The organism is Actinomyces bouchesdurhonensis, from assembly GCF_900128465.1.
GTDB classification, from domain to species: Bacteria; Actinomycetota; Actinomycetes; order Actinomycetales; family Actinomycetaceae; genus Pauljensenia; species Pauljensenia bouchesdurhonensis.
The window spans coordinates 57,696-81,340 of the sequence record NZ_LT635868.1; the positions used below are offsets into that span (position 1 = coordinate 57,696).

Annotated in this window: 18 protein-coding genes, 3 tRNA genes and 1 pseudogene; 18 read left to right on the plus strand and 4 right to left on the minus strand. The window is 64.5% G+C overall.

The features are described from left to right. From BQ7477_RS05045 to BQ7477_RS05055, 4 genes and pseudogenes are all read left to right on the plus strand, one after another. The coding region (locus BQ7477_RS05045) for a YbaK/EbsC family protein (protein ID WP_277352390.1) at window positions 1-236 on the plus strand (236 nt) is incomplete at its 5' end. Window positions 237-574: 338 nt separating this feature from the next. After that, entirely contained in the window at window positions 575-718 is a 144-nt protein-coding gene (locus BQ7477_RS11855) for a hypothetical protein (RefSeq protein WP_159430583.1), read from the plus strand. After that, window positions 711-1,394 carry a Pr6Pr family membrane protein gene (locus BQ7477_RS05050; protein ID WP_073983050.1) on the plus strand — a complete coding sequence of 228 codons (684 nt, stop codon included), beginning with the start codon at window positions 711-713 and terminating at the stop codon, window positions 1,392-1,394. The genes BQ7477_RS11855 and BQ7477_RS05050 overlap by 8 nt, the downstream gene beginning before the upstream one ends. Window positions 1,395-1,447: 53 nt before the next feature. After that, window positions 1,448-1,871, plus strand: a pseudogene (locus tag BQ7477_RS05055) (bleomycin resistance protein). A gap of 121 nt (window positions 1,872-1,992) precedes the next feature. Here the strand turns inward: BQ7477_RS05055 and BQ7477_RS05060 are convergent. Then, entirely contained in the window at window positions 1,993-2,232 is a 240-nt protein-coding gene (locus tag BQ7477_RS05060; protein WP_073983051.1) for a DUF3516 domain-containing protein, read from the minus strand. A gap of 264 nt (window positions 2,233-2,496) precedes the next feature. Between BQ7477_RS05060 and BQ7477_RS05065 the strand changes: the two genes are divergently transcribed. Next, a complete protein-coding gene (locus BQ7477_RS05065; protein ID WP_073983052.1) occupies window positions 2,497-2,886 on the plus strand; it encodes a YccF domain-containing protein in 390 nt (129 codons plus the stop codon). Here the strand turns inward: BQ7477_RS05065 and BQ7477_RS05075 are convergent. After that, entirely contained in the window at window positions 2,858-5,530 is a 2,673-nt protein-coding gene (locus BQ7477_RS05075; protein WP_084795675.1) for a DEAD/DEAH box helicase, read from the minus strand. The two genes, BQ7477_RS05065 and BQ7477_RS05075, sit on opposite strands and share 29 nt — an antisense overlap. Before the next feature lie 276 nt (window positions 5,531-5,806). Here BQ7477_RS05075 and BQ7477_RS05080 point away from each other — a divergent pair, with 276 nt between their 5' ends. From BQ7477_RS05080 to BQ7477_RS05095, 4 genes are all read left to right on the plus strand, one after another. Then, on the plus strand, window positions 5,807-7,291 hold the full coding sequence (locus BQ7477_RS05080) for an alanine/glycine:cation symporter family protein (protein WP_084795677.1): 1,485 nt from the start codon (window positions 5,807-5,809) through the stop codon (window positions 7,289-7,291). A 197-nt stretch (window positions 7,292-7,488) separates the two neighbouring features. Next, window positions 7,489-8,256, plus strand: coding sequence for a fumarylacetoacetate hydrolase family protein (locus tag BQ7477_RS05085; RefSeq protein WP_073983053.1), 768 nt, complete (start codon window positions 7,489-7,491; stop codon window positions 8,254-8,256). Window positions 8,257-8,359: 103 nt separating this feature from the next. Then, window positions 8,360-9,805: a purine-cytosine permease family protein gene (locus tag BQ7477_RS05090; protein WP_084795737.1), complete on the plus strand. Its 1,446-nt coding sequence runs from the start codon at window positions 8,360-8,362 to the stop codon at window positions 9,803-9,805. Then, complete coding sequence (locus tag BQ7477_RS05095) at window positions 9,802-10,599, plus strand: purine-nucleoside phosphorylase (protein WP_073983055.1); 798 nt, start codon at window positions 9,802-9,804, stop codon at window positions 10,597-10,599. The genes BQ7477_RS05090 and BQ7477_RS05095 overlap by 4 nt, the downstream gene beginning before the upstream one ends. Window positions 10,600-10,618: 19 nt before the next feature. Here the strand turns inward: BQ7477_RS05095 and BQ7477_RS05100 are convergent, their stop codons facing one another. Further along, window positions 10,619-11,791: a MalY/PatB family protein gene (locus BQ7477_RS05100; protein WP_073983524.1), complete on the minus strand. Its 1,173-nt coding sequence runs from the start codon at window positions 11,789-11,791 to the stop codon at window positions 10,619-10,621. 143 nt (window positions 11,792-11,934) lie between these two features. Between BQ7477_RS05100 and gltX the strand changes: the two genes are divergently transcribed. The 5 genes from gltX to pulA all read left to right on the plus strand — a co-directional run bounded on the left by gltX (window position 11,935) and on the right by pulA (window position 18,149). Beyond that, entirely contained in the window at window positions 11,935-13,440 is a 1,506-nt protein-coding gene (gltX, locus tag BQ7477_RS05105) for a glutamate--tRNA ligase (RefSeq protein ID WP_073983056.1), read from the plus strand. Window positions 13,441-13,653: 213 nt separating this feature from the next. Beyond that, window positions 13,654-13,725: transfer RNA gene (locus BQ7477_RS05110), tRNA-Gln, on the plus strand. A gap of 26 nt (window positions 13,726-13,751) precedes the next feature. Beyond that, window positions 13,752-13,824: transfer RNA gene (locus BQ7477_RS05115), tRNA-Glu, on the plus strand. Between the two features lie 20 nt (window positions 13,825-13,844). Beyond that, a tRNA-Glu gene (locus BQ7477_RS05120) sits at window positions 13,845-13,920 on the plus strand. 191 nt (window positions 13,921-14,111) lie between these two features. Beyond that, window positions 14,112-18,149 (plus strand): pullulanase-type alpha-1,6-glucosidase, encoded by a 4,038-nt coding sequence (pulA, locus tag BQ7477_RS05125; RefSeq protein WP_420884435.1) that lies wholly within the window; start codon window positions 14,112-14,114, stop codon window positions 18,147-18,149. Between the two features lie 77 nt (window positions 18,150-18,226). Here the strand turns inward: pulA and BQ7477_RS05130 are convergent, their stop codons facing one another. Beyond that, entirely contained in the window at window positions 18,227-18,964 is a 738-nt protein-coding gene (locus tag BQ7477_RS05130; protein ID WP_009647526.1) for an IclR family transcriptional regulator, read from the minus strand. A 173-nt stretch (window positions 18,965-19,137) separates the two neighbouring features. Here BQ7477_RS05130 and leuC point away from each other — a divergent pair, with 173 nt between their 5' ends. The 4 genes from leuC (at window position 19,138) to BQ7477_RS05150 (ending at window position 23,612) form a co-directional block, all read left to right on the plus strand. Continuing rightward, window positions 19,138-20,538, plus strand: a complete 1,401-nt coding sequence (gene leuC / locus BQ7477_RS05135; RefSeq protein ID WP_073983058.1) for a 3-isopropylmalate dehydratase large subunit — start codon at window positions 19,138-19,140, stop codon at window positions 20,536-20,538. A gap of 74 nt (window positions 20,539-20,612) precedes the next feature. Then, window positions 20,613-21,245 carry a 3-isopropylmalate dehydratase small subunit gene (gene leuD / locus BQ7477_RS05140; RefSeq protein WP_073983059.1) on the plus strand — a complete coding sequence of 211 codons (633 nt, stop codon included), beginning with the start codon at window positions 20,613-20,615 and terminating at the stop codon, window positions 21,243-21,245. Window positions 21,246-21,313: 68 nt separating this feature from the next. Next, window positions 21,314-22,639: a UDP-N-acetylglucosamine 1-carboxyvinyltransferase gene (murA, locus tag BQ7477_RS05145; RefSeq protein WP_073983060.1), complete on the plus strand. Its 1,326-nt coding sequence runs from the start codon at window positions 21,314-21,316 to the stop codon at window positions 22,637-22,639. Between the two features lie 4 nt (window positions 22,640-22,643). Then, complete coding sequence (locus BQ7477_RS05150; protein ID WP_073983061.1) at window positions 22,644-23,612, plus strand: diacylglycerol/lipid kinase family protein; 969 nt, start codon at window positions 22,644-22,646, stop codon at window positions 23,610-23,612. Window positions 23,613-23,645 lie beyond the last annotated feature (33 nt).

The following is a 23,645-nucleotide window of genomic DNA, read 5'->3' on the forward strand; positions in this document are numbered from 1 at the left end:
CCAAGAGCGCCGCCATGGCCGACCCGGCCGTCGCCCAGCGCCGAACCGGCTACGTCGTGGGCGGTATCAGCCCTCTCGGACAGACGACTTCCCACCGGCTGTTCATTGATTCGGCGTGCCTGGACCACGAGACCATGATCGTCTCGGGCGGGCGCCGAGGCCTCAGCGTCGAGCTGAGCCCCCTCGACCTCGTGGAGCTCACGGACGCGGAGGTCACGGACCTCGCGCAGGTCTGACCCGGCCTCGTCCTGTTTCCGTCGTCGTCCTACGCTCCTGCCTGGTCTTCGCCCCAGCCGCTGATACTCTCGTACCCCCACAATTTCGCACGTAATTCCCTCAGCCCTCCTTCAGGTTTTGAATGAGGGTCGTTGAAATCATGCGGTTTTTGAGCTCTCAGCGCGGATCCGAATAATGAATTACGTGCGACGTTGTTGGGGAACCCTGCTGGGAAGTGCTACCTCGCGTCCACGACTCGTGCTGATCCGATGCCGCGGTCCGTATTAGCGCGAAGATCGCTCGACGTACAATGGCACCCGGGTGAGTGAGATGAGAGTGGAACGAGGAGACTGTGATCGTGTCTGCAGATCTGCGGTACAGCGAAGAGACTGAAGCAGCTATGCGCGAGGCTCGCGAGATTGCTGCTGGGCTTATTTCCGCTGCGCGCTATGGCTCTGCGGCGGAGGCATTTGGGGAGAACGATGACAACCGACATGACTGAACTGAGCCGCCGCGGGCGCGCCGCCTACTGGGTGACTGCCGCCCTCGCCTGGGCGAGCGTCGCCGCCACCCTCATCATTACGGCCTTTGATGGCTACGCTCCTGCGACGTACATAGAGGAGGGTCTGTTCGCGGGTGCCCCCCACGGCTGGGCGGGCGCCCCCGAGCGCCTCATCAATTGCCTGTCCTACTTCACCGAGCTGTCCAACATCATGGTTGCGATCATCTCGACCCTCCTCGCGCGCCGAGGCAGCGTCGGAGCGTGGGGGAGAGCCACACACCTGTGTGCCCTCATGATGATCACGGTGACCGCTATTGTCTACGCGACCCTGATCGGCCCCTACGAAACACTGTCCGGCTTCGCGCTCGTCACCAACCCGCTGCAGCACATCGTCGTCCCCGCAGCCTTCGTGGGCACGGCAGCGCTCGCGGGTCCGCGCGGCGGCATCACGTGGGCGACGCTGGGGCGCGCCCTGCTGATCCCGGTCGCGTGGGTGGCGTACACGCTCGTGCGAGGCGCCTTCACGCACCAGTACCCCTACGGCTTCGTGAACGTCTGGCGCATCGGCTACGCGCAGGTCGCCATCAACATCGTGGCGATCCTGATTGGCGCCCTGCTCTTCATGGCGCTCTTCGCGGGCGCGGACTGGCTGATCCGCAAGGCGTCCCGGCGCTGACGGACTGTGCATCTGTCGACCATAGTCCCGTCCGTACCCGCTAGAGTGAGGCCATGAGCAACGAACCCGGGCTTGTTCCTGAACTTTCCGTCACCGATTACGAGGCATCGCGCCGTTTTTGGTGCGACCTCGTCGGTTTTTCCCTCCGCTATGAGCGGCCTGAGGAGGGATTCGGCTACCTCGTCCTGGGTAACGCGCACCTGATGCTCGACCAGATCGACCGCGGGAGGACGTGGGCAACCGGTCCCCTTGAGCTGCCGCTTGGCCGCGGGATCAACCTCGAGGTTCAGATCGACAATCTGGACGGTGCATGGCACCGCATCACCGAGGCAGGGTGGCCGATCTTCGCCGAACCTGAAGAGAAACCGGGCGGGCGACATCGACATTGGAGTCCGCCAGTTCCTAGTCCAGGATCCCGACGGCTACCTGCTGCGCCTCCAGCAGGAAATCGGTGAGAGGCCCGCGCGGCGAGAATAACTCGGACGGCGGGGACCACGACTCTCTGCGCCGCTCACACCCGAGTCATCCGAATTGCCACATCAACGAGGCCGTGGCAGCCCCTGACGCCCCAGCGGTGCCCCCTTGAAACCGGACGGATTTACCGCGCCCCGACCGTGATCGTTGCCAGGGCGACGCGGTTCGCCTCGTCAGAGGCGGGCACGTCCACGAGGGCGACGATGCGCCAGTCCATGTCCTCCTCGGGGTCCAACAGGGTCTGCGTGGCCAGCCAGAAGGTGCCTGCGCCAGCCTGATCGACCGCTTCCGCGATCGCCTCGATGCGCGCCACCTGGGCGCGCTCGAAATCAGAGGACACCACAGCGGGGGCCAGCTCCAGCACGTCCTCGCGGGTCGGCGCCTCGTTCAGGGAGCACAGTGACAGGGCGCGCGCCCGCTGGTCGATGCCGATCCACTCGTNGTGCGGCCGCGCGAGGACGTGGCGCGGTCGATGCGGTCGCGGGCAGCGGCGATGGCCTCGGGAATACTCATGCCTTCATGGTACGCGGGGAGGCGCTTTCAGGGGGCAATCAGGGGTGGCTCAGGGGGAACTGAGCCGATCTGCGTGGCAGACTAGAATGTTCACAGATCAAGGAAAGGACACGCCATGCGTACCCTGCTCAACATCATCTGGTTCTTCTTCGGGGGACTCCCGCTCTTCCTGGGATACCTCCTCGCGGGTGTCGTCGCCTGCATTTTCATCGTCACGATTCCCGCGGGCGTGGCCTGCTTCCGCATCGCCGGATACGTGCTGTGGCCCTTCGGAAAGCGCGTCATCGACCACCCGAGCGCGGGCGCGGGCTCTGGCCTCATGAACATCGTGTGGTTCCTGGTTGCGGGCCTCTGGCTCGCCATCGGCCACGTGACCACCGCCGCCGCGCAGGCCGTCACGATCGTCGGCATCCCGCTGGCCATCGCCAACCTGAAGATGATCCCGATCACCTGCTTCCCCTTCGGCAAGGCCGTCGTTAGTGACCCGACGGCCTCGATCCTCTGATGCGTCCTAGACTGGGGTCATGGCTCGTAAACACAGCAAAGACCACGGCGGTGGCCCCACCCGCGCCATCGAGGCGCTCACGGCGGCCGGCGTTGCTTTTACTATTCACGAGTACGAGCATGACCCGGCCGCCCGGGCGTTCGGCGAAGAAACNGTTCAGGGAGCACAGTGACAGGGCGCGCGCCCGCTGGTCGATGCCGATCCACTCGTGCTCTGCCCAGTAGCGCTCGAGCACGTCGTCCCACTGGTCCTCGCCCCACGGGGCGACCACCTGGGTGCGCGAGGCCTCGTCCAGGCGCGCCAAGGCCTCGACGTTGTCGCGACTCATCGCCTCCACACGCTCGAACAACGCGCCACGGATCGCCGTGCGGAACGCGTGACGGTTCGCGCTAAAGGGAACGGTCCCGTCCTCCCGTGCGCCAAACGCCAGCTCCGTGCCCTCCGTGCCCTCGCCATCGGACGCGGGGAGGGCCTGACCCGTGGACATGGCCTCCCACTCGTCCAGCAGCGAGGAGTCGACCGCGCGGATCAGCGCCGACAGCCACGCAATGATCGAACGCAGCTCGTCCGTCATCAGCTCGTCGGGCACGATCTGGCGCAGCGCTCGGTACGCGTCCGTCAGGTAGCGCAGCACGATGCCCTCGGAGCAGCCCACGTCGTAGCGGCCCACGATCCCCGTGAACGTCAGCGCGTTCTCGATCATCTCGCGCACGACCGACTTCGGGGAAATCTCCTGATCCTCGATCCACGGGTTCGCGTGCAGGTACACCGCGAACGCGTCCCCCAGCAGATCGGCGAGCGGGCGCGGCCACGTGACCTCTTCCAGGGCGGCCATGCGCTCGTCGTACTCCATGCCCTGCGCCTTCATCGCGGCCACGGCCTCGGCGCGCGCCGCCTTCTCCTGCGCGAACAGGAGCGGGCGCGGATCCTCCAGGACCGACTCGATGACAGAGACGACGTCCAGGGCGAAGGTCGGGGACTCCGGGTCCAGCAGCTCGAGCGCCGCCAGCGCGAACGGGGAGAGCGGCTGGTTGAGCGCGAAGTCGTCCGGCAGGTCGGTGGCCGCGCGCAGGCGAGGCTCCCCGGAGGCCGAAGCCTGCGCAGAAGACACGTGCTCGACGACGCCCGCCTGCTTCATCGACGTGTAGATCTCGCCCAGGCGGCGCAGGTGCGGGTTGCGATCCGTTGGCGGATCGTCGTTGTTGCGCGCCAGCCACACGAGGTGCTCGCCCGGGTCTCGCCCGGCCGCGGGCGCACCGGCCAGCACGTTGAGTACCATCGCGTGCGTCATCTCGAAACGGCTCGTGAGCTGCTCGGGGGCCGCGTCCACGAGTCGCTCAAAGGTCGAACGCGTCCACGAGATTTCGCCCTCGCTCGGGCCCTTGCGCTTCTTCGCCGACTTCTTCGCGGCGCGCTTGGCCTCGCGCGCGTCGCGTGCGGCCTCCTGCGCGGCGCTCAGGCGTGCGCGCTCACGGGCGGCGTCAACCTCGTGCTCGGGTGCCAGGACGCGCACGAAACCGACCGTGTCGAAGCCGGCGCGGCCCGCGCGACCCGCGATCTGGTGGAACTCGCGCGCGCTCACGTGACGCATGCGCCGACCGTCGTACTTCACGAGTGACGTCATCAGCACCGTGCGGATCGGAACGTTGATGCCCACGCCCAGCGTGTCCGTGCCGCACACGATCGGCAGCAGGCCAGCCTGCGTGAGGCGCTCGACGAGGCGGCGGTAGCGCGGCAGCATGCCCGCGTGGTGCACGCCGATGCCCTGCGCGAGCAGCGACTTCAGGGTCTGCCCGAAGCCCTTCGTAAACGACACGCCCGCCAGCTGCGCGGCAATCGCCTTCTTCTGCTCCGGCGACAACAGCGAGGAGCGGTCGAACGACTGCGCGGTCGCCACGGCCTCGCGCTGGGAGAAGTGCACGATGTAGACGGGCCAGCGGCCCTCGCCCAGCAGCCGCTCAACCGTGTCGTGCAGGCGGTCCACGACGTACTCGAACTCGAGGGGCACGGGACGCTCCGCGTCGTCGATGAGGGACACGTCGCGCCCGGTGCGCTCCTTCCATGCCCGCTCGAAACGCGTCGTGTCGCCCAGCGTCGCGCTCATCGCCACCACCTGCGGGGTCCTCAGCTCCAGGAGCGGCACCTGCCACGCCCAGCCGCGCTGGCGATCCCCGTAGAAGTGGAACTCGTCCATGACGATCATGTCCGCGTCCAGCGTGGGACCCTCGCGCAGCGACTGATTCGCCAGGATCTCGGACGTGCAGCAGATGATGGGCGCGTCGGCGTTCAAGGACACGTCGCCGGTCACCATGCCGACGTTATCCGCGCCGAACAGGGACACCAGATCAAAAAACTTCTCCGACACCAGGGCCTTGAGCGGCGCCGTGTAGTAGGAGCGCCCCCCGTGGGCCATCGACGTGAAGTGCGCGGCCAGCGCGATCATCGACTTGCCCGACCCCGTGGGGGTCGCCGCAATCACGTGGTTGCCCGCCAGGATCTCCACCAGGGCCTCCTCCTGGTGAGGGTAGAGCGGACGCCCAGTGCCCTGCGCCCAAGACGTGAAGGCCTCGTACAGGGCATCATCGTCGCCCAGACGCCCCTCATCCTCCAGGTCGTCCAGGATCTCGTTCAAAGTCGCGCTCATACCTTAATTGTCCCAGAGTGCGCCCACGTCTGCGTCCCCGCACCGCCGCGGCCTTCCCGCAGCTCATCGACGAGGCCGAGGCGGCACACACGAACATGCGACGGTGGGTGAAAGCATCGAGGCGACGGCGCGCACACATCGAGACGTTACGCGCCGTAACCTCAGCCATGTGGCAAGATGAACAGGTCCCATACAATGCGCGGGCGCGGCCCGCGAAGTGCGCGAGGTCCCGTGACGTAACCACGGCCTCGTCGATAGACACCCCGGGAGGTTCCTGTGGAACAGATAGCTGCGATCGAAAAGGACATCGCCGACTGGATCACGATGCACCTGACGATCGTCATCCTGATCGGCGTGGGCCTCTTCCTCACGGGACGTTCCCTGGCTGTCCAGGTGCGCCTCTTCCCGGAGATGATCCGCACCGTCTTGGACTCGCGCAAGGGCGCTGAGGGCGGTATTTCCTCCTTCCAGGCCTTCGCGATCTCGCTGGCCGCGCGCGTGGGCATCGGCAATGTGTTCGGCGTTGCGGCCGCGCTGCTCATGGGTGGTCCCGGCGCGATCTTCTGGATGTGGGTCGTGGCCCTGGTCGGCATGGCCACTGCGTTCTTCGAGGCGACGCTCGCCCAGATTTTCAAGGTCAAACACTCGGACGGCTCTTTTCGAGGCGGCCCCGCTTACTACATGAAGCGCGGTATGAAGAACCGCACGCTAGCCAACATTTTCGCCGTCATCACCGTCATTACTTGCGGTGTCGTCATCACCTCCGTGCAGTCCAATGCGATCGCCGGTACGCTCACGAGCGCATTCGGAGAGGCCGCTCAGCAGCCCCTGGCCGGCGCGGGCGGCTTCTCCGCGGCGCAGCTGACGATCGCGGGCCTGATCTTCGTCTTCTCGGCGATGGTCATCTTCGGCGGCATTCGTACGGTCGCCCGCGTCACAGAGTGGATGGCCCCAATCATGGCGACGATCTACGTCATCATGGTCGCGATCATCTGCCTCTTGAACATCACGCAGTTCGGCGTCGTGCTGGGCCAGATCTTTGCGTCTGCTTTCTCTGCTCAGGCAACGGTCGGCGGCCTGGGCGGCGGCATCATCGCCGCGATGATCAACGGCACCAAGCGCGGCCTCTTCTCCAACGAGGCCGGCCAGGGTACCGCTCCGAACGCGGCGGCTACCGCGACCGTGTCCCACCCTGTGCGCCAGGGCCTCATCCAGTCCCTCGGCGTCTTCATCGACACCATCGTCGTGTGCACCGCGACTGCCTTCGTGATCCTGCTCGCAGGCCCCGAGGTGTGGGGTGGCGACGGCGTTGATCCCTCGAACTTGACCACCCTGGCCGTCGCCAACGAGCTGGGCGCGTGGACGATCGTCCCCATGGCCATCCTGATCTTCGTCCTGGCGTACTCATCGGTCATCGCGGCCTACGTCTACTCCGACACCAACATGTCCTTCGTGTTCGGCGACGCGCGTTGGGCGACCTGGACTGTGCGCGTCGTGTGCGTGGCCTCGGCGACGATCGGCGCCCTGCTGAGCCTCGATGTCGTGTGGAACGCCGTCGACATCGCGATGGCCGTCATGACGATCACGAACCTGGTGGCCCTCGTGTTCCTGTCGCGCTGGGTCGTTGGCGCGCTCAAGGATTACCAGGCCCAGCGCAAGGCTGGCGTCGACGACCCCGTTTTCGTCGGTCGGGGCAACCCGCTCCTACCCGGCGACGTTCCAGGTGGCGTCTGGAAGCGTCCCAAGGAGAAGAAGCGCTGACAGTGTGGATCGTCGGGTGCGTGGGGTATGCCTCGCGCACCCGACGCGCACCCGGGTCCGGAACGCCTACGCGCGTGCCGGACCCTGTGCATTCCGCTACCGTTGCCCGGCCTCGTCTATTCCCTCTTGGCCCAGGCCTGGCAGCCGACTGCGCTTCACCCGCTCGCCTTCCGTGCCGCACGGGTTAGGCTACTGCCATGAGAATTGCACGTTTTTCCGATGGTACGAATCCGGTGTACGGTGCCCTCGAGGAGGGGTCGACGAGAATTGTGGGACTTAAAGGTGACCCGCTGTTTTCGCCCGTGGAGCCCTCCGGCCTGATCTACGAGCTGGATGAGGTGCGCCTGCTCTCCCCGGTGATCCCGCGCTCCAAGGTTGTGGGCATCGGCAACAATTACTCGGATGCACCGATTGGTTCCGATGAGCGGCCCGATCCGCCGATCTTCCTGAAGGCCAATACATCTGTCATCGGCCCGGATGATCCGATTGCGATCCCCGCATGGTCGAGCGATGTGATCTTCGAAGGTGAGCTCGCGATTGTCATCAAGTCGCTGGCCAAGGACGTGGGCGCCTCGGACGCGCCGCAGGTCATCCTCGGCTACACGATCGCCAACGATGCGACTGCCCGCGACGCCATGACGGGTGGCCCCTGGTCGCGCGGAAAGTCTTTCGACACGTCCTGCCCGCTGGGACCGTGGATCACGGTAGACCCCGCCCTTGACGTCACGAACCTGGCGATCCGCTCCTACCTGAACGGGGAGAAGGCTCAGGACAGCTCGACTGCGCACATGATCTGGGACCCCTTTGAGTTGGTTTCCTACGTGTCCCACCAGATGACGCTGTTGCCCGGCGACGTGATCGCCACGGGTGCTCCCGCGGGTTGTGGCCGCGTGGATGCTGGAGATCGCGTGGAGATCGAGATTGAGGGCATTGGACGCCTGACGAATCCCGTCGTGCGAGCCTAATCGTGTGGCCTCTGTGATAGGATTACGTCGCTTTGACAATATCTCCGTCGCATAGGAGCACACCGTGAGCGAACCCCAGTCATCGGGCGCTCTGGCCGTCGAAATGGCCGGCCTGGACGTCATCCCCGAATCCGATCGCAAGGGGAAACCCTCCGACCTGTTCATGCCGTGGTTCGCGGCGAACATCTCGGTCCTGGGTATCTCGTGGGGCTCGTGGGTCCTCGGCTTCGGCCTCTCCCTGGCCCAGGCGATCGTCGTGTCTGTCGTGGGCGTCGCGCTCTCCTTCGTCGTGTGCGGCCTCATCGCTATCGCCGGCAAGCGCGGCTCCGCGCCGACGCTGGTCCTGTCGCGCGCGGCCTTCGGCTTCAACGGCAACCGCGTGTCGGCGGCGATCTCGTGGATCCTGACGGTGGGCTGGGAGACCTTCCTGGCGATCATGGCCGTCCAGGCCACGGCCACCGTCATGGGGGCGCTCGGCTTCACGAACCATGTCGTCGCACAGATCATCGCCCTGATCCTCGTCGTCGTCCTGGCGGCAGGCTCGGGCATCCTCGGTTTCGAGGCGATCATGAAGGTTCAGACGTGGATCACGTGGGCCACGGCGGCCCTGACGATCGTCTACCTGGTGCTCGTCGCCCCGACGATCGACTTCGCGGTCCTCTCCTCGCGCCCCTCGGCGCCCCTGACGAAGGTGCTGGGTGCGGGCTGCATGCTCCTCGTGGGCTTTGGTTTCGGCTGGATCAATGCGGCCGCGGACTACTCGCGCTACCTGCCTCGCGCTGCCTCGACGCGGGGCGTGGTCGGGTGGACGACGCTCGGCGCGGCGCTGCCCACGGTCATCCTGGTCTTCTTCGGCATTCTCCTGGTCGGCTCGGCGAACGAGTCCCTCTCTGATGCAATCGGCAAGGACCCGATCGGCGCGCTCACCACGCTGCTGCCGACGTGGTTCCTGATTCCTTTCGCGCTGGTCGCGATCCTGGGCCTGATCGGCGGCATCGTCATGGACATCTACTCGTCGGGCCTGTCGCTTCTGGCCACGGGCGTGCCCGTCTCGCGCCCGGTCGCGACCGCGATTGACGGCACGATCATGACGGTCGGAACGATCGTCGTCGTGTTCTTCGCGGACTCCTTCCTGACCCCCTTCACGGCGTTCCTCACGACCCTGGGTGTTGTGATCGCCGCGTGGGGTGGCGTCATGCTCGCGGACATCGCGCTGCGTCGCAAGGACTACGACGAGCCCTCCCTCTTCACGCCGTCGGGCCGCTACGGCTCGGTGAACTGGGGTGCGGTCGCCTCCCTGATCGTCGGCTCGCTGGTGGGCTGGGGTCTCGTCGTCAACGCGAACGCGTCCTGGCTGTCCTGGCAGGGCTACCTCCTCGGCCCCCTGGGTGGTCGCGAGGGTGACTGGGCGGGCGCCAATATCGGCATCCTCCTAGCAATGGTCGTGGGTTTCGTCGGCTACTGGGCAACCAGCGCGGGCCGCGTGCGCGCGCAGGAGAAGTTGGCCTCGCGCACGTACGCGCAGGGCGCGGAAGAAGGTGAGCAATGAGCGTCGACCCGCGCTTCACGGACGCTCTCCTTGACGAGGAGGCCGTGGTCGGCGGTCGCGTCCTCACTGACCTCGCGGGACGCCCCGACGCGCTCGTCGTGCTCGGGTCCGGCCTGGCCGATGCCCTCGACGAGGCCTGGGGCGTTCCTGCGGGCATGGTTCCCCTGGGAGACATCCCCGGCGTTGTTGCGCCGGTCGCGGACGGGCACGGCGGCGAGCTGCGCGCGTACGAGACGAGCGGGGGAGTAGTCCTCGTGGCCACAGGCCGCACCCATCTCTACGAGGGGATGGGTGCCCGACCTGTCACGGCCCTGGTCCGCGCCGCCGTGGCCGCGGGTATCAGCCGCGCGGTCCTCACCAACGCGAACGGCTGTCTGAAGCCCTGGAACCTGGGTGATGTCATGGCGATTACCGACCACGTGAATCTCAGTGGCGCCTCGCCCTTCGATGGGCCGCTGTTCCTGGACGTGTCGACCGTGTGGGACGCGTGTATGACGGGGGTTCTGCGTGGGGTGTGCCAACGTGAGGGTACTTACGCGATCTTGCGCGGTCCCGAGTACCAGACCGTGGCTGAGAGCCGCATTCTCGCGGGCCTTGGTGTGGACTGCGTGGGCATGTCGACCGTCATGGAGGCGATCACCCTGCACGCCTTGGGCGTGCGCGTCGCCGGCATGTCGGTCGTTTCTGACCTGTCCTTCGCCGACGCGCCCACCGATCCGACCGCCGTTGTCGAGGCTGCGTCCGCGGCCCGGCAGACCGTGGTTGTCGGCATCGAGGCGGCTCTGAAAGCCTAAGCGGGCAGACACGAGAAGATCAGAGCAGGGCGAGTATCCGCTCCACGATCCGCGAGGCCACGTCGGGGGCGCACGCCAGGTTGATGCGAGCCCACGAGGCGTAGTCGGTGCCCAGTGTGCGCCCCTCGTTGGCGGCGATGTGTGCGCGTTCGCGCAGGGCCGCAGCGGGGGAGAGGGGTCCCAGGTCGACGCCCTCGAAGCCCCACCAGGTCAGGTAGGTGCCCTCGGGGCGCACGAAGTCGATTGGGGTGTCGGCTAGAGAGCGCTCGACGAGGTCCACGTTCGAGCGGACCAGGTCCTTCACTTCGCGCTGCCAGGCGTCGCCTCTCTCGTAGGCGGCGATCGCGCCGAGCGTGCCGATGACGTTGGCGTCGTGGCGCACGTCGGCGGCAAACACGTCCCAGCGCTCGCGCAGAGCCTCGTCGGGCAGGATCACCTGCGCGGAGGGAAGCCCTGCGATGTTCCACCCCTTCGACGCCGCGGTCGCCGTCACCGTGTGGGCGGCAAACGAGGGGCCGAGACTCGCGTAGGAGACGAAAGGAATCGACTCATCCAAGACCAGGGAGGAGTGGATTTCGTCGGAGAACACGAGGGCGTCGTAGTCGCAGACCACGTCGTGCAGGGCGCGCAGCTCCTCCTCACGCAGGACGCGGCCGACCGGGTTCCACGGGTTACACAGGATAACCAGGCCGGCCCCGGCCTCGAGCCCCGCGCGAATCCCCTCCAGATCGAGCGCCCAGCCGCGCCCGCCTGCGCGCGTGCCGCGCAGCGAGGGCACCTCGATGACGGGATGATCGAACTTGCCCGGAATCGTCAGGAAAGGCATGTAAGCGGGGGTCGGCACGATGATCGGGGCGCCCGGGCGCAGCAGGTGATCGATCGTCGCCTCAAGCGCGGGCAGGACCGAGGCCACGAGACGAACGTGCGAAGCGTTCACGTCCCAGCCGAAGCGACGCTTCTGGAACTCCGCGGTCGCCCCCGCGATGCGCGGCTCCAGCCAGGTCGGCTGGTAGCCGAGCAAGCCATCGTCGATCGCTCCTTTCATCGCGTCGGCCACTTCCGGCGCCGTCCCGAAGTCCATCTCCGCCACCCATGCGCCAATCGTTGGTTCGCCCTTCGTGGTCGTGATACCGGTCCATTTCAGGGAGCCGGTGCGGTAGAGGTGGGAGTCGGAAAAGAGTCGAACGGACACGGTGTCCTCCATTACGTTGCGGCGGATACGGCCAGGCCGATCCCTGTCATGCACCCAGCGTATCCGCGTGCCCGGCGCGCGTCGCAGCGCGCCCGCCCATCAAGCAAATGCAACAGCCAGCGCTGGAGTAGGATGGGGGAATCATGAGTGAAACAACTGCCACTGGTGCCGACGTTCGCGTCCGCTTTTGCCCTTCGCCCACTGGAACCCCTCACGTCGGCATGGTCCGCACGTGCCTGTTCAACTGGGCCTACGCCCGCCACACGGGAGGAACCTTCGTCTTCCGCATCGAAGACACGGATGCGGCCCGCGACTCCCAGGAGTCTTTCGACCAGATCATTGAGTCCCTGCAGTGGCTGGGCCTCGACTGGGACGAGGGTATCGGTAAGGGCGGCCCGCACGGCCCCTACCGTCAGAGCGAACGTATGGACATCTACCGTGATGTGGCTGCCCGACTGCTTGAGGCCGGCTACGCGTATGAGTCCTTCTCGACCCCCGAAGAGGTCGAGGAGCGCCACCGCGCCAAGGGCGAGGATCCCAAGCTTGGCTACGACGGTTTCGACCGCGACCTGACGGAGGAACAGATCGCGGCCTACCGCGCTGAGGGGCGCCAGCCGGTCCTGCGCCTGCGCATGCCGGATGAGGACATCACGTTCACGGATCTGATCCGTGGTGAGATCACTTTTAAGGCTGGCTCCGTCCCGGACTACGTCATTGTGCGCGCTAACGGTCATCCGCTCTACACGCTGGTCAACCCGATCGACGACGCGCTCATGGAAGTCACCCATGTGCTGCGCGGCGAGGATCTTCTGTCCTCGACGCCTCGCCAGATCGTCCTGTACCGCGCGCTTGAGGCCATTGGCGTCGCGAAGTTCATGCCGCGTTTCGGCCACTTGCCCTACGTCATGGGTGAGGGGAACAAGAAGCTCTCCAAGCGTGACCCTGAGTCGAATCTTCTGCTTCACAAGGCCGCCGGCATGATTCCCGAGGGCCTCAACAATTACCTGGCCCTCCTGGGATGGTCGATTGCTCCGGACCGTGACATCTTCTCCATGGAGGAGATGGCGAGTGCCTTCGATATTTCGGACGTGAATCCGAACCCGGCGCGTTTCGACCAGAAGAAGGCTGTCGCTATCAATGCTGAGCACATTCGCCTGCTCGACGGCGAGGATTTTAAGGGTCGTCTGGTGCCCTTCCTGCACCGTGATGGTCTCGTCTGTGCCGGTTCCTTTGATGAATTGACCGAGCGTGAGCGTGAGATCCTCACGCACGCTGCTCCGCTTGTTCAGACGCGTATCCAGCTGCTGGGTGAGGCCACGGGTATGCTTGGCTTCCTTTTCGTTGATGATGATGCTCTGGAAGTGGACGAGAAGGCGGTCTCCAAGCTGAAAGAGAACGCCGCGGATGTCCTGGATGTCGCCATTGAGACCGTCGAGGGCCTGGGGGAGTTCACGACCGCTGCGATTGAAGCGGCATTGCGTGAGCGCATCGTCGAAGGGATGGGCGTGAAGCCTCGTTTGGCCTTTGGCCCCCTGCGTGTGGCTGTCACCGGTCGCCAGGTTTCGCCCCCGTTGTTTGAGTCCATGGAGATTCTGGGCCGCGATTCTTCGCTGGCTCGCCTGCGCGGTCTGCGCGCTTCCTTGGCCTGATCACCGCGCTCGGCCCCGGCCTCGTCGCCCTCTTGTGGGACGAGGCCGGGCTTCGTTGTGGGGCGCGTGCCTCGAGCGGTCGCTCGGGTGTGTCGGGCGGCCACTCGCCAGGCGTGATGGGTGCCACGGTCATTCGATTTGGCAGTCGTGGGAGTGTCCGCTAGAGTTATCTCCTGTCGCCAGCGACGTGAGAGCGGAGCGGGTGATACCCAATGGGGTATGGTGTAATTGGCAACACAGCTGATTCTGGTTCAGCCATTCTAGGTTCGAGTCCTGGTACCCCAGCGATCTGAAGTTTAAACTTCGGTCATGCCCCCATCGTCTAGCGGCCTAGGACGACGCCCTCTCACGGCGTTAACACCGGTTCAAATCCGGTTGGGGGTACGGTTCATGTCTGAATCGAAGCCCCCATCGTCTAGCGGCCTAGGACGACGCCCTCTCACGGCGTTAACACCGGTTCAAATCCGGTTGGGGGTACCACAGGCCTCGTCATCGGATAGGTGACGGGGTTTTGTCTATTGGTTCCGCGTTTTTCCTTGTCCTTGATGGAAAACTGTTACTCGACGTTACTGACTGTCTAACCTAGGAACAGCCCCGACACGCGGGGATCATTTTGGACGAGGGAGTCTTTCGTGACATACCGACACAACAGGACGCTGATACGGCGAACTATGGGTGTGGGCGCCGCGCTCGCGCTGATGGGGGGCGCTCTCCCGACTGCCTGGGCTGAACCAGAGCAGGAATCGACAAACCAAGACGCGATTGCTCAGGCGGTCGATACTGGCGGGGTCGGATCGGGTGATAACCTCTTGGTGACAATCCCTGGTAACCATAACAAGGTAATGGGTTGTGATGCCGACTGGGCGCCCGAATGCGCCAAAGCAGCACTGAAGCGTGACGCGACCGGCATCTACACAGCCACATTTACCCTGCCCGCCGGCGACTACGAATACAAGGTCACAGAAGGAGGAACGTGGGATGTGTCCTTCGGCCAGGGCGGAGAACCCGGCGGCGCGAACATCGCCTACTCCCTCAAGGAAGAAACAGCTGTCACCTTCTACTACAACCATGCGACGCATCGCGTGTGGAACACAGCTACCGACCAGATGGTGACTCTGCCCGGTTCGATGCAAAAGGCCCTGGGCTGCTCGGACAACTGGAAACCCGAATGCCTGGCTCCGCTCATGGAACCGGTCGGCGGGGGAACCTACACTTACGCGACGACTGCGCTTCCCGAGGGCTCCTACGAACTCAAGGTTGCCATCGGTGGCTCATGGAACGAGAATTACGGGCAAGACGGCGCTGCTGGTGGCGCCAACTACCAGTTTGCAACGAAAGCGAACAATCTCGTGACTTTCACCTATGACTCGGCGACCCACAAGCTTGATATTGCGTCTTCCGATGTTCCGGTCGTGGGTTCGGGTGAGCAGCGCGCCTACTGGGTGAGCGCCAATATGCTGGCCTGGCCCACCTCGCTGCTGCCCCAAGGCGTGACGCGCGCCCAGGTTCTCGATGGTTCCGCGGCGCTCACCTATGAGCTGGTGACCGCCCCCGAGGGCGGCGCTACTGTCGCGGAGGGCTCCGTCACAGGGGGCAACACCACGCCTCTGAGCGTCGTCGGTGACCTTCCCGCCGACGTCACCGCAGCTCACCCGAACCTGAACGGTTACATCGCTCTTGAGGCGCCTCTCGACGAGGCCGGCGCGGGTGAGGCACTCACCGGGCAGGTTGCGCTCGCACAGAAGAGCAACGGAGCCATTAACGCCTTCACAGGCGTGCAGATCGCGCCCGCCCTCGACTCCCTGTACGCCGCCAAGGCCACCCAGGCCTCGTACGGTGTGGGATGGAACGAGGGAGGAAGCCCGACCTTCGCGCTGTGGGCGCCCACCGCCAAGGATGTGACCCTGCTGTCGTGGAATACCAGCACCCCGCGCGGCGCCGATGACGAGATCGCCCAAGACCCCGTACGTACCCCGGCCACGCGTGACGACAGTGGCCGCTGGAGCGTCGACAACGCTGACGGTGCCATTAAGGAAGGCGCCCAATACCTGTGGGAGGTACGCGTCTACGTTCCCTCCACCGGCAAGGTCGAAACCAATCAAGTGACCGACCCATACTCTGTGGGCCTGACCGTCAATTCCACGCGCTCTGTGGCTGTCAACATGGACAACCCATCGATCGCTCCCTACGGATGGACGAGTAACAAGGCCCCGGTCATCGACAACGACGCGCAGCGCTCTATCTACGAGCTACACGTGCGCGACTTCTCGGCGAATGACAAGTCTGTACCCGAGAACATGCGCGGCACCTACATGGCGTTCACGCAATACCAGTCCAACGGGATGCGTCATCTGAGCGAACTGGCACGCGCCGGCATGAACACGGTGCACCTGCTGCCCACCTTCGACATTGCGACCATCCCAGAGAAGCGCTCTGACCAACAGGTGCCCGACATCCCAAAGGATGCCGGACCGGCGTCCGAAGAACAGCAAGCTGCAGTGTCCGAAGTCGCCGACCAAGACGCCTACAACTGGGGTTATGACCCATTGCACTGGATGGCCCCGGAGGGTTCCTACGCGACCGCGCCACACCAAAACGGCGGTGCGCGTATCCGCGAGTTCCGCTCCATGGTGGGCGGCCTGCACCATATCGGGCTGCAGGTCGTCCTTGACCAGGTCTACAACCACACCCCCGCGTCCGGGCAGGATTCGAACTCGGTGCTCGACCGCGTCGTCCCCGGCTACTACCAGCGCCTGAATGCCTCAGGTGGCGTCGAAACCTCGACGTGCTGCTCGAACGTCGCAACAGAGAACGCGATGAGTGAGCGCCTCATGATCGACTCGATGATCCACTGGGCGAAGTACTACCACGTCGATGGCTTCCGCTTCGACCTGATGGGCCATCACCCGGCTGCGGCGATGAAACGCGCCAAGGAAGCCCTGTCGCAGCTGACTCTGGAGAAGGACGGCGTGGATGGGTCACGCCTGTACATCTACGGCGAAGGCTGGAACTTCGGTGAAGTTGCCAATAACGCGTTGTTTACACAGGCCACGCAGGGACAGCTCGACGGAACCGGTATCGGCTCGTTTAATGACCGTCTGCGTGACGCCGTCCACGGTGGCGGCCCCTTCGACGACGATCACCGTGTCTTCCAGGGATTTGGTTCAGGCGCTTTCTCCGACCAGAATGGACTCGATACACGCCCCGCGCAGGAGCGGCGTGCCGACTATCTCCACCGGGTTGACCTGGTGAAGCTGGGCCTGGTCGGAAACTTGAAGAACTACACGATGACGACATACGACGGTCAGACGGTATCGGGCATGAAGCTCGACTACAACGGGCAAGGCGCCGGCTTCGCATCCAGCCCGGTTGAAAACGTCAACTACGTGGATGCCCACGACAATGAGACGCTCTTCGACCTGGTGACCTACAAGATGCCGGCCAGCGCTCCGATGGAAAACCGTGTGCGCATGTCGTTGATGAGTCAGGCATCCGTCACTTTGTCGCAGTCACCCGCGTTCTGGGCATCCGGCACTGAGATGCTGCGTTCGAAGTCTTTGGACCGCGATTCCTTTAACTCGGGTGACCACTTCAACGCGATCGATTGGACGATGAAAGACAACGGTTTCGGTCGTGGCCTGCCCGTTAAATCAAAGAATGGCGCCGCGTGGGATCACATGCGCCCGCTGTTGGAGAATCCGGCTCTCAAGCCGACTCCGGAGGATATTGACACCTCGTCGGAAATCGCGATGGACTTCCTGCGTGTGCGATCCTCGACGCGCCTGTTCACGTTGGGAACTCCCGAGCTCATCAACCAGAAGGTGACATTCCCGAACTCGGGCGAGGCAGCTGTCGACGGGACGATCATCATGCTCATTGATGACCAGGCCGGTGACGCGAACGACGTCGATCCTGCTCTTGATGGTGCTCTCGTCGTGTTCAATGCGACGGACAAGCCACTCAAGCAGCGCGTCGATGGCCTCGCAGGTCGTGTGTTCACGCTCCACGAGGCCCAGGCCACGGGTGCTGACGAGATCGTCAAGGGTGCTTCCTTTAACGGTAAGACGGGTGTCGTCGAGGTTCCGGCACGTACCGTCGCCGTATTCACGCAGGCGGCGGGGGACCGTGTCGGACCCGGTCCCATTGCGAGTGACGGAACCTGGGTTCACGCTGCGGACGGGCGTTGGTGGCTGAGCTACCCGGATGGCACTTTCCCGGCGAATGAGCGCATCGAATTGAACGGTGAGACCTACGCTTTTGACTCGGACGGCTGGATGAAGACCGGGTGGGACAAGGAAGACGGCGTGTGGCGCTACTACGCTCCATCGGGTGCGATGGCGAGAGGGTGGACCGCTACCGGCGGCTCCTGGTACTACCTGGATCAGGACTCGGGGTCCATGGTAATCGGTTGGCTCAACGATGATGGCACCTGGTACTACTTGAGCGGCAGCGGTGCGATGGTTACCGGCTGGCAGTACCTGGGTTCCGCCTGGTACTACCTGAGTGGCAGTGGCGCGATGGCCACCGGTTGGGTGAACCTGGGAGGAACCTGGTACTTCCTGAACGGTAGCGGCGAGATGGCCACTGGTTGGGTCAAGGACGGCGACAGTTGGTTCTTCTGCTATCAGTCAGGTGCGATGGCTACCGGACGCGTGGTCGTGGGGGGCACCCCCTACTCCTTCGACGCGAATGGACGTTGGATTCCCTGACGGGTGAGCGACACAATGTGAGCGGGCCGGGACGATTGAATCGTCCCGGCCCGCTCGCTTGTCCGTAGCCTTAAATTTTAGAGGTCAGCGGCGTCCTCGACGGTCGCGAGAAACTCTGAGAGACGGTTAGCTGCTGCCATCACGGATGGGCCGTGCTGGCGTCCTGGCTGGCGGCCCATGCGCTCAATGGGTCCTGAGATGGACAGGGCTGCCAGGACGCGGCCTGAGGGTCCGCGCACGGGTGCAGAGACGGAGGCGACGCCCGGTTCGCGTTCGCCCACGGACTGTGCCCAGCCGCGGCGACGCACCTCGGACAGCATGGTCGCGTTGAAGGATGCGCCGTACAGACCACGGTGAAGGCGGTCGGGTTCCTCCCAGGCCAGCAACACCTGGGCGGCGGATCCTGCGCTCATCGACAGCGTGGCACCCACGGGGATGGAATCGCGTAGGCCCATCTCGCGTTCGGAGGCTGCGACGCACACGCGGTAGTCTCCTTGGCGGCGGAAGAGCTGGGAGGATTCCTTCGTGTGGTCGCGTAGCGCTTGAAGGACAGGCATAGAGGCTTGGAGGAGGCGGTCCTCTCCGGCGGCGGAGGAGAGTTCCTGCAGGCGGGGGCCCAGGATGAAACGTCCCTGCATGTCGCGGGCAACCATGCGGTGATATTCGAGGGCAACGGCTAGGCGGTGGGCGGTTGGGCGTGCAAGCCCAGTGCTGGTCACGAGTTGTGCGAGCGTCGCGGGTCCGGCTTCCAGAGCGCTGAGGACCAGCGCAGCCTTGTCGAGGACTCCGACGCCACTGGATGTTTGCTCTTCCATACAACTATTTAATATCTCATTTATTGAGATGGCAAACTGCCGGATAGTGAAACGCATCAAAGGAGCGTCCGAGAGGTGAGATCGGAACGGTTGTCAGGCGGTCAAGGCGTTTCCATTAGGGAATAACGCATGACTGACACCGCGTCTCCAAAGCGGAGACCAGAGGAGGACCAATGAGTGGAACGATGGCTGAAAAGGTGTGGCGCGACCACATCGTTTCCAAGGGCGAGAACGGCGCCCCCGACCTGCTGTACATCGACCTCCACCTGGTGCACGAGGTCACGAGTCCCCAGGCATTCGAGGGCCTACGCCTGGCTGGTCGCAAAGTTCGTCGTCCCGATCTGACGATCGCCACCGAGGACCACAACACGCCCACTGTCAACATCGACCAGCCTATCGCCGACATCACGAGCCGTACCCAGATCGACACCCTGCGCAAGAACGCGCAGGAGTTCGGCATCCGCCTGCACTCCCTGGGCGACGCTGACCAAGGCATCGTCCACGTCGTCGGCCCGCAGCTGGGCCTCACCCAGCCCGGCATGACGATCGTGTGCGGTGACTCCCACACCTCTACGCATGGCGCGTTTGGCGCGCTCGCCTTCGGCATTGGTACCAGCCAGGTCGAGCACGTGCTGGCCACCCAGACCCTGCCCATGGCCCCCTTCAAGACAATGGCAATCACCGTCAACGGCTCCCTTCCCGCGGGGTCAAGTGCGAAGGACATCATTCTCGCCGTCATCGCGAAGATCGGTACCGGCGGCGGTCAGGGCTACGTCCTGGAATACCGTGGCCAAGCGATCCGTGAACTCTCCATGGAGGGGCGCATGACCATCTGCAACATGTCGATCGAGGCAGGTGCCCGCGCCGGTATGATCGCGCCCGATCAGACGACCTTCGACTACATCAAGGGACGTCCTCACGCTCCCGAGGGCGAGGACTGGGACCGAGCCGTCAAATACTGGTCCTCCCTGGCCTCCGACGAGGACGCCGTTTTCGACGCTGAGGTCGTCCTCGAGGCCGCCGACATCGAACCCTTCGTGACCTGGGGCACCAACCCCGGTCAGGGCGTGCCCCTGTCCGCAACCGTCCCCGCCCCCGAGGACTTCACCGACGAAACCGCCCGCGCAGCAGCCGAGCGTGCCCTGGAATACATGGACCTTAAGGCCCGCACCCCGATGCGCGAAATCGCCGTCAACACTGTGTTCATCGGCAGCTGCACGAACGGTCGCATCGAAGACCTGCGCGCCGCCGCCGCCGTCGTCAAGGGCCGGCACAAGGCCGAGGGCGTGCGCGTCATGGTTGTTCCCGGCTCCGCCCGCGTGCGCCTCCAGGCCGAGGCCGAGGGCCTCGACACCATCTTCACTGACTTCGGCGCCGAATGGCGAAACGCCGGCTGCTCCATGTGCCTGGGTATGAACCCCGACACGATGAACGCGGGGGACCGCTCCGCCTCCACCTCGAACCGCAACTTTGAAGGCCGCCAGGGCAAAGGCAGCCGCACGCACCTGGTGTCCCCGCTCGTTGCAGCCGCCACCGCCGTGCGAGGCACCTTGTCCTCCCCGGCCGACCTCTGAGGCCCGACCTCCCGCCACCCGACAGCGGGGAGGGCCCCGGCCTCGTCCCCCACGGAAGAAAAGACTGACGCACCATGGAAAAGTTCATTACACACACCGGCGTCGGCGTCCCGCTGCGCCGCTCCAACGTCGACACCGACCAGATCATCCCCGCCGTCTACTTGAAGCGCGTGACCCGCACCGGCTTCGAGGATGCCCTCTTCGCCGCGTGGAGAAACGACCCCGACTTCGTCCTCAACCAGGACGCCTACAAGAACGGCTCCGTCCTGGTCGCCGGCCCTGACTTCGGCACCGGCTCCTCCCGTGAGCACGCCGTGTGGGCACTCAAAGACTACGGATTCCGCGTCGTTCTGGCCCCCAAATTCGCCGACATTTTCCGCGGGAACTCCGGCAAGCAGGGCCTGGTCACCGGCATCATCTCCCAGGAGGACTGCGAGTCGTTGTGGAAGCTCCTCGAGGCCGAGCCAGGCACCGAAGTCACCGTGTCCCTCGAGGATAAAACCTGGCGCGCCGGCGCACTGTCCGGCACCTTCCAGATCGACGACTACGTGCGCTGGACCCTCATGGAGGGCCTCGACGACATCGCCTTGACTCTGCGCCACGAAAAGGAAATCGAGGACTACGAAGCCGCACGCCCCGCCTTCAAACCACGCACGCTTCCAGCGAAATTTTTACCAAAGCAAGAGGTGGTATCCGCTCGCGACTGAACGCACCTCGCACACTGGCCCCTACCTAGCTAGAGTAGGGGCCAGTTACGTCATAGTGAGGAGCACTCATGTCATCCATCCTTCAGGTCGAAGGCGGCCATCCCCTCCGCGGCGAGATCACCGTGCGCGGTGCCAAGAACTTCGTGCCCAAAGCGATGGTTGCCTCGCTGCTGGCCGACACCCCCTCCGAGCTGTACAACGTGCCGCTCATTCGCGACACAGACGTGGTTTCTGACCTGCTGAGCCTGCACGGCGTGGCGATCGATTTCGATCAGGACCGCGGCACGCTGCGCATGGATACATCCAACGTGAAGGTTGCCTCTCGTTCCGACATCGACACGCTCGCTGGTGCTTCGCGCATCCCGATTCTCTTTTGTGGTCCGCTCCTGCACCAGCTGGGCGAGGCGTTCATTCCTGAACTGGGTGGCTGTGCCATCGGCGGTCGTCCCATCGACTTCCACCTCGATACGCTGCGCAAGTTCGGCGCGATTATCGACAAGCAGCCTGACGGCGTGCACATCAAGCGCCCTGCCTCCGGTCTTCGTGGCGCGATCATTGAGCTACCCTTCCCTTCCGTCGGTGCCACCGAGCAGACCCTGCTGACGGCTGTTCGCAACGAGGGCATCACGACCCTGAAGGGCGCGGCCATTGAACCCGAGATTCTCGACCTCATTAACGTCTTGCAGAAGATGGGCGCGATTATTTCAGTGGACACGGACCGAACGATCCGTATCGAGGGGGTGGACAAGCTCACCGGTTACCGTCACACGGCCCTGCCGGATCGCATCGAGGCCGCCTCGTGGGCTTCCGCCGCGTTGGCGACCCATGGTGACATCTATGTGCGCGGCGCCCGCCAGCCCGATATGACGACCTTCCTGAACACATTCCGCAAGGTGGGTGGTGCTTTCGACATTGACGCAGACGGTATTCGCTTTTACCATCCGGGTGAGCCGCTTCATTCGATTGCGTTGGAGACGGCGGTGCACCCGGGTTTCATGACTGACTGGCAGCAGCCTCTTGTTGTTGCGCTCACCCAGGCCGAGGGTTTGTCCATCGTGCACGAGACCGTGTACGAGAATCGTTTTGGCTTCACTGAGGCGCTGCGTAAGATGGGCGCGAACATTCAGGTCTACCGCGAATGCCTGGGTGGCACGCCCTGTCGCTTCGGTCAGAGGAACTACTACCATTCGGCTGTCATTTCGGGTCCGACCCCGCTGCATAGCGCGGATATTGAGGTTCCGGACCTGCGCGGCGGCTTCTCGCATTTGATTGCGGCGCTGGCTGCGTCGGGCACGTCCACCGTGTCGGGTATCGATGTGATTTCGCGCGGCTATGAGCATTTCACGCGCAAGCTCCATCAGTTGGATGCGCGCGTGAGCTACGTGGACAACTGACACGATGAGTGTGCGGGGAGCGCGACGGAGCATTCTGCTGCTGGTGTCGTCGATGTCGGCGGGTGGGCGCAGTGTGCGCTTGGGGCCGCGTATCGTGCGTATCTTGCGCGGGGGCGGCTGGGAGGTCGCTGTTCGGCTGACGACGCCGGGCGACGACCCGTCCGCGATCGCCGGCGGGGTGGGTGCCGATTCAATTGTTGGTGCACTTGGCGGGGATGGGTACCTGAGTGCGGTTGCGCGCGGGTGTCACGAGTCTGGCGCTTTGTTTGTTCCCATGCCCGGCGGGCGTGGTAACGATTTGTGCCGCGCCCTTCACGTTGGTACGGATCCTCTCGCTCGCGCTCGTGATCTTGCGCAGTTGGGTTTTGTTCATGCGTCGCGCGGGGACGAGGCCGGGGTTGGGATCTCTCGGTCGTGTTCCGATGGGCTGGAGGAGCGCGTGCGTCCCCTGGATGGCATGTGGGTGCGTTCGCGTGAGGGGGTGCGTCTCGCGCTCGGTATCGTGTCGATCGGCTTGGATGCTCGTGCGAACGTCCTCGCTAACGAGTCTTCTGTGACGTCTGGCCCGTTGGCGTACGGCTACGGGGCTTTTGCTGCATTGGCGTCGCACGAACCGGTTGACGTCGTGGCGACTGTTGATGGCCGTGAGCGCAACATGAGTGGGTGGATTGCGTCCGTGTCGAACTCGGGGTGTTTCGGTGGGGGCATTACTCTCGTGGATTCTTCAGACATGAGCGACGGTATTGTCGAGGTGTGTCACGTGGGGTCCTTGTCGGTCGTGCGGGCCCTACCGATTCTGGCTCGGGTGGTTGCCGGACGCGCGAAGAATCATCCTGCCATCGAGGTTGAGAGTGCGCGGGTGGTGTCTTTCGCTGCCCCTGAGGGCATGGTCGCCATGGCGGATGGGGACCGTGTTGCGTCGATTCCCTTCACGGTGGATGTGGCACCCGGGGTGGTGTCGGTCCTCGTGTGAGGCGTCGGTTTTCCCGTGGTCGCCTGCCAGGTG

Bases quoted from the DNA above. Each gene is read 5' to 3' on its own strand.
- BQ7477_RS05085 (WP_073983053.1), top strand. From the start codon at position 7,489: ATGAGAATTGCACGTTTTTCCGATGGTACGAATCCGGTGTACGGTGCC.
- BQ7477_RS05050 (WP_073983050.1), top strand. From the start codon at position 711: ATGACTGAACTGAGCCGCCGCGGGCGCGCCGCCTACTGGGTGACTGCC.
- leuD (WP_073983059.1), top strand. From the start codon at position 20,613: ATGGAAAAGTTCATTACACACACCGGCGTCGGCGTCCCGCTGCGCCGC.
- BQ7477_RS05065 (WP_073983052.1), top strand. From the start codon at position 2,497: ATGCGTACCCTGCTCAACATCATCTGGTTCTTCTTCGGGGGACTCCCG.
- leuC (WP_073983058.1), top strand. From the start codon at position 19,138: ATGAGTGGAACGATGGCTGAAAAGGTGTGGCGCGACCACATCGTTTCC.
- gltX (WP_073983056.1), top strand. From the start codon at position 11,935: ATGAGTGAAACAACTGCCACTGGTGCCGACGTTCGCGTCCGCTTTTGC.
- BQ7477_RS05090 (WP_084795737.1), top strand. From the start codon at position 8,360: ATGGCCGGCCTGGACGTCATCCCCGAATCCGATCGCAAGGGGAAACCC.
- pulA (WP_420884435.1), top strand. From the start codon at position 14,112: ATGGGTGTGGGCGCCGCGCTCGCGCTGATGGGGGGCGCTCTCCCGACT.
- BQ7477_RS05150 (WP_073983061.1), top strand. From the start codon at position 22,644: ATGAGTGTGCGGGGAGCGCGACGGAGCATTCTGCTGCTGGTGTCGTCG.
- BQ7477_RS05130 (WP_009647526.1), bottom strand. From the start codon at position 18,964: ATGGAAGAGCAAACATCCAGTGGCGTCGGAGTCCTCGACAAGGCTGCG.
- murA (WP_073983060.1), top strand. From the start codon at position 21,314: ATGTCATCCATCCTTCAGGTCGAAGGCGGCCATCCCCTCCGCGGCGAG.
- BQ7477_RS05095 (WP_073983055.1), top strand. From the start codon at position 9,802: ATGAGCGTCGACCCGCGCTTCACGGACGCTCTCCTTGACGAGGAGGCC.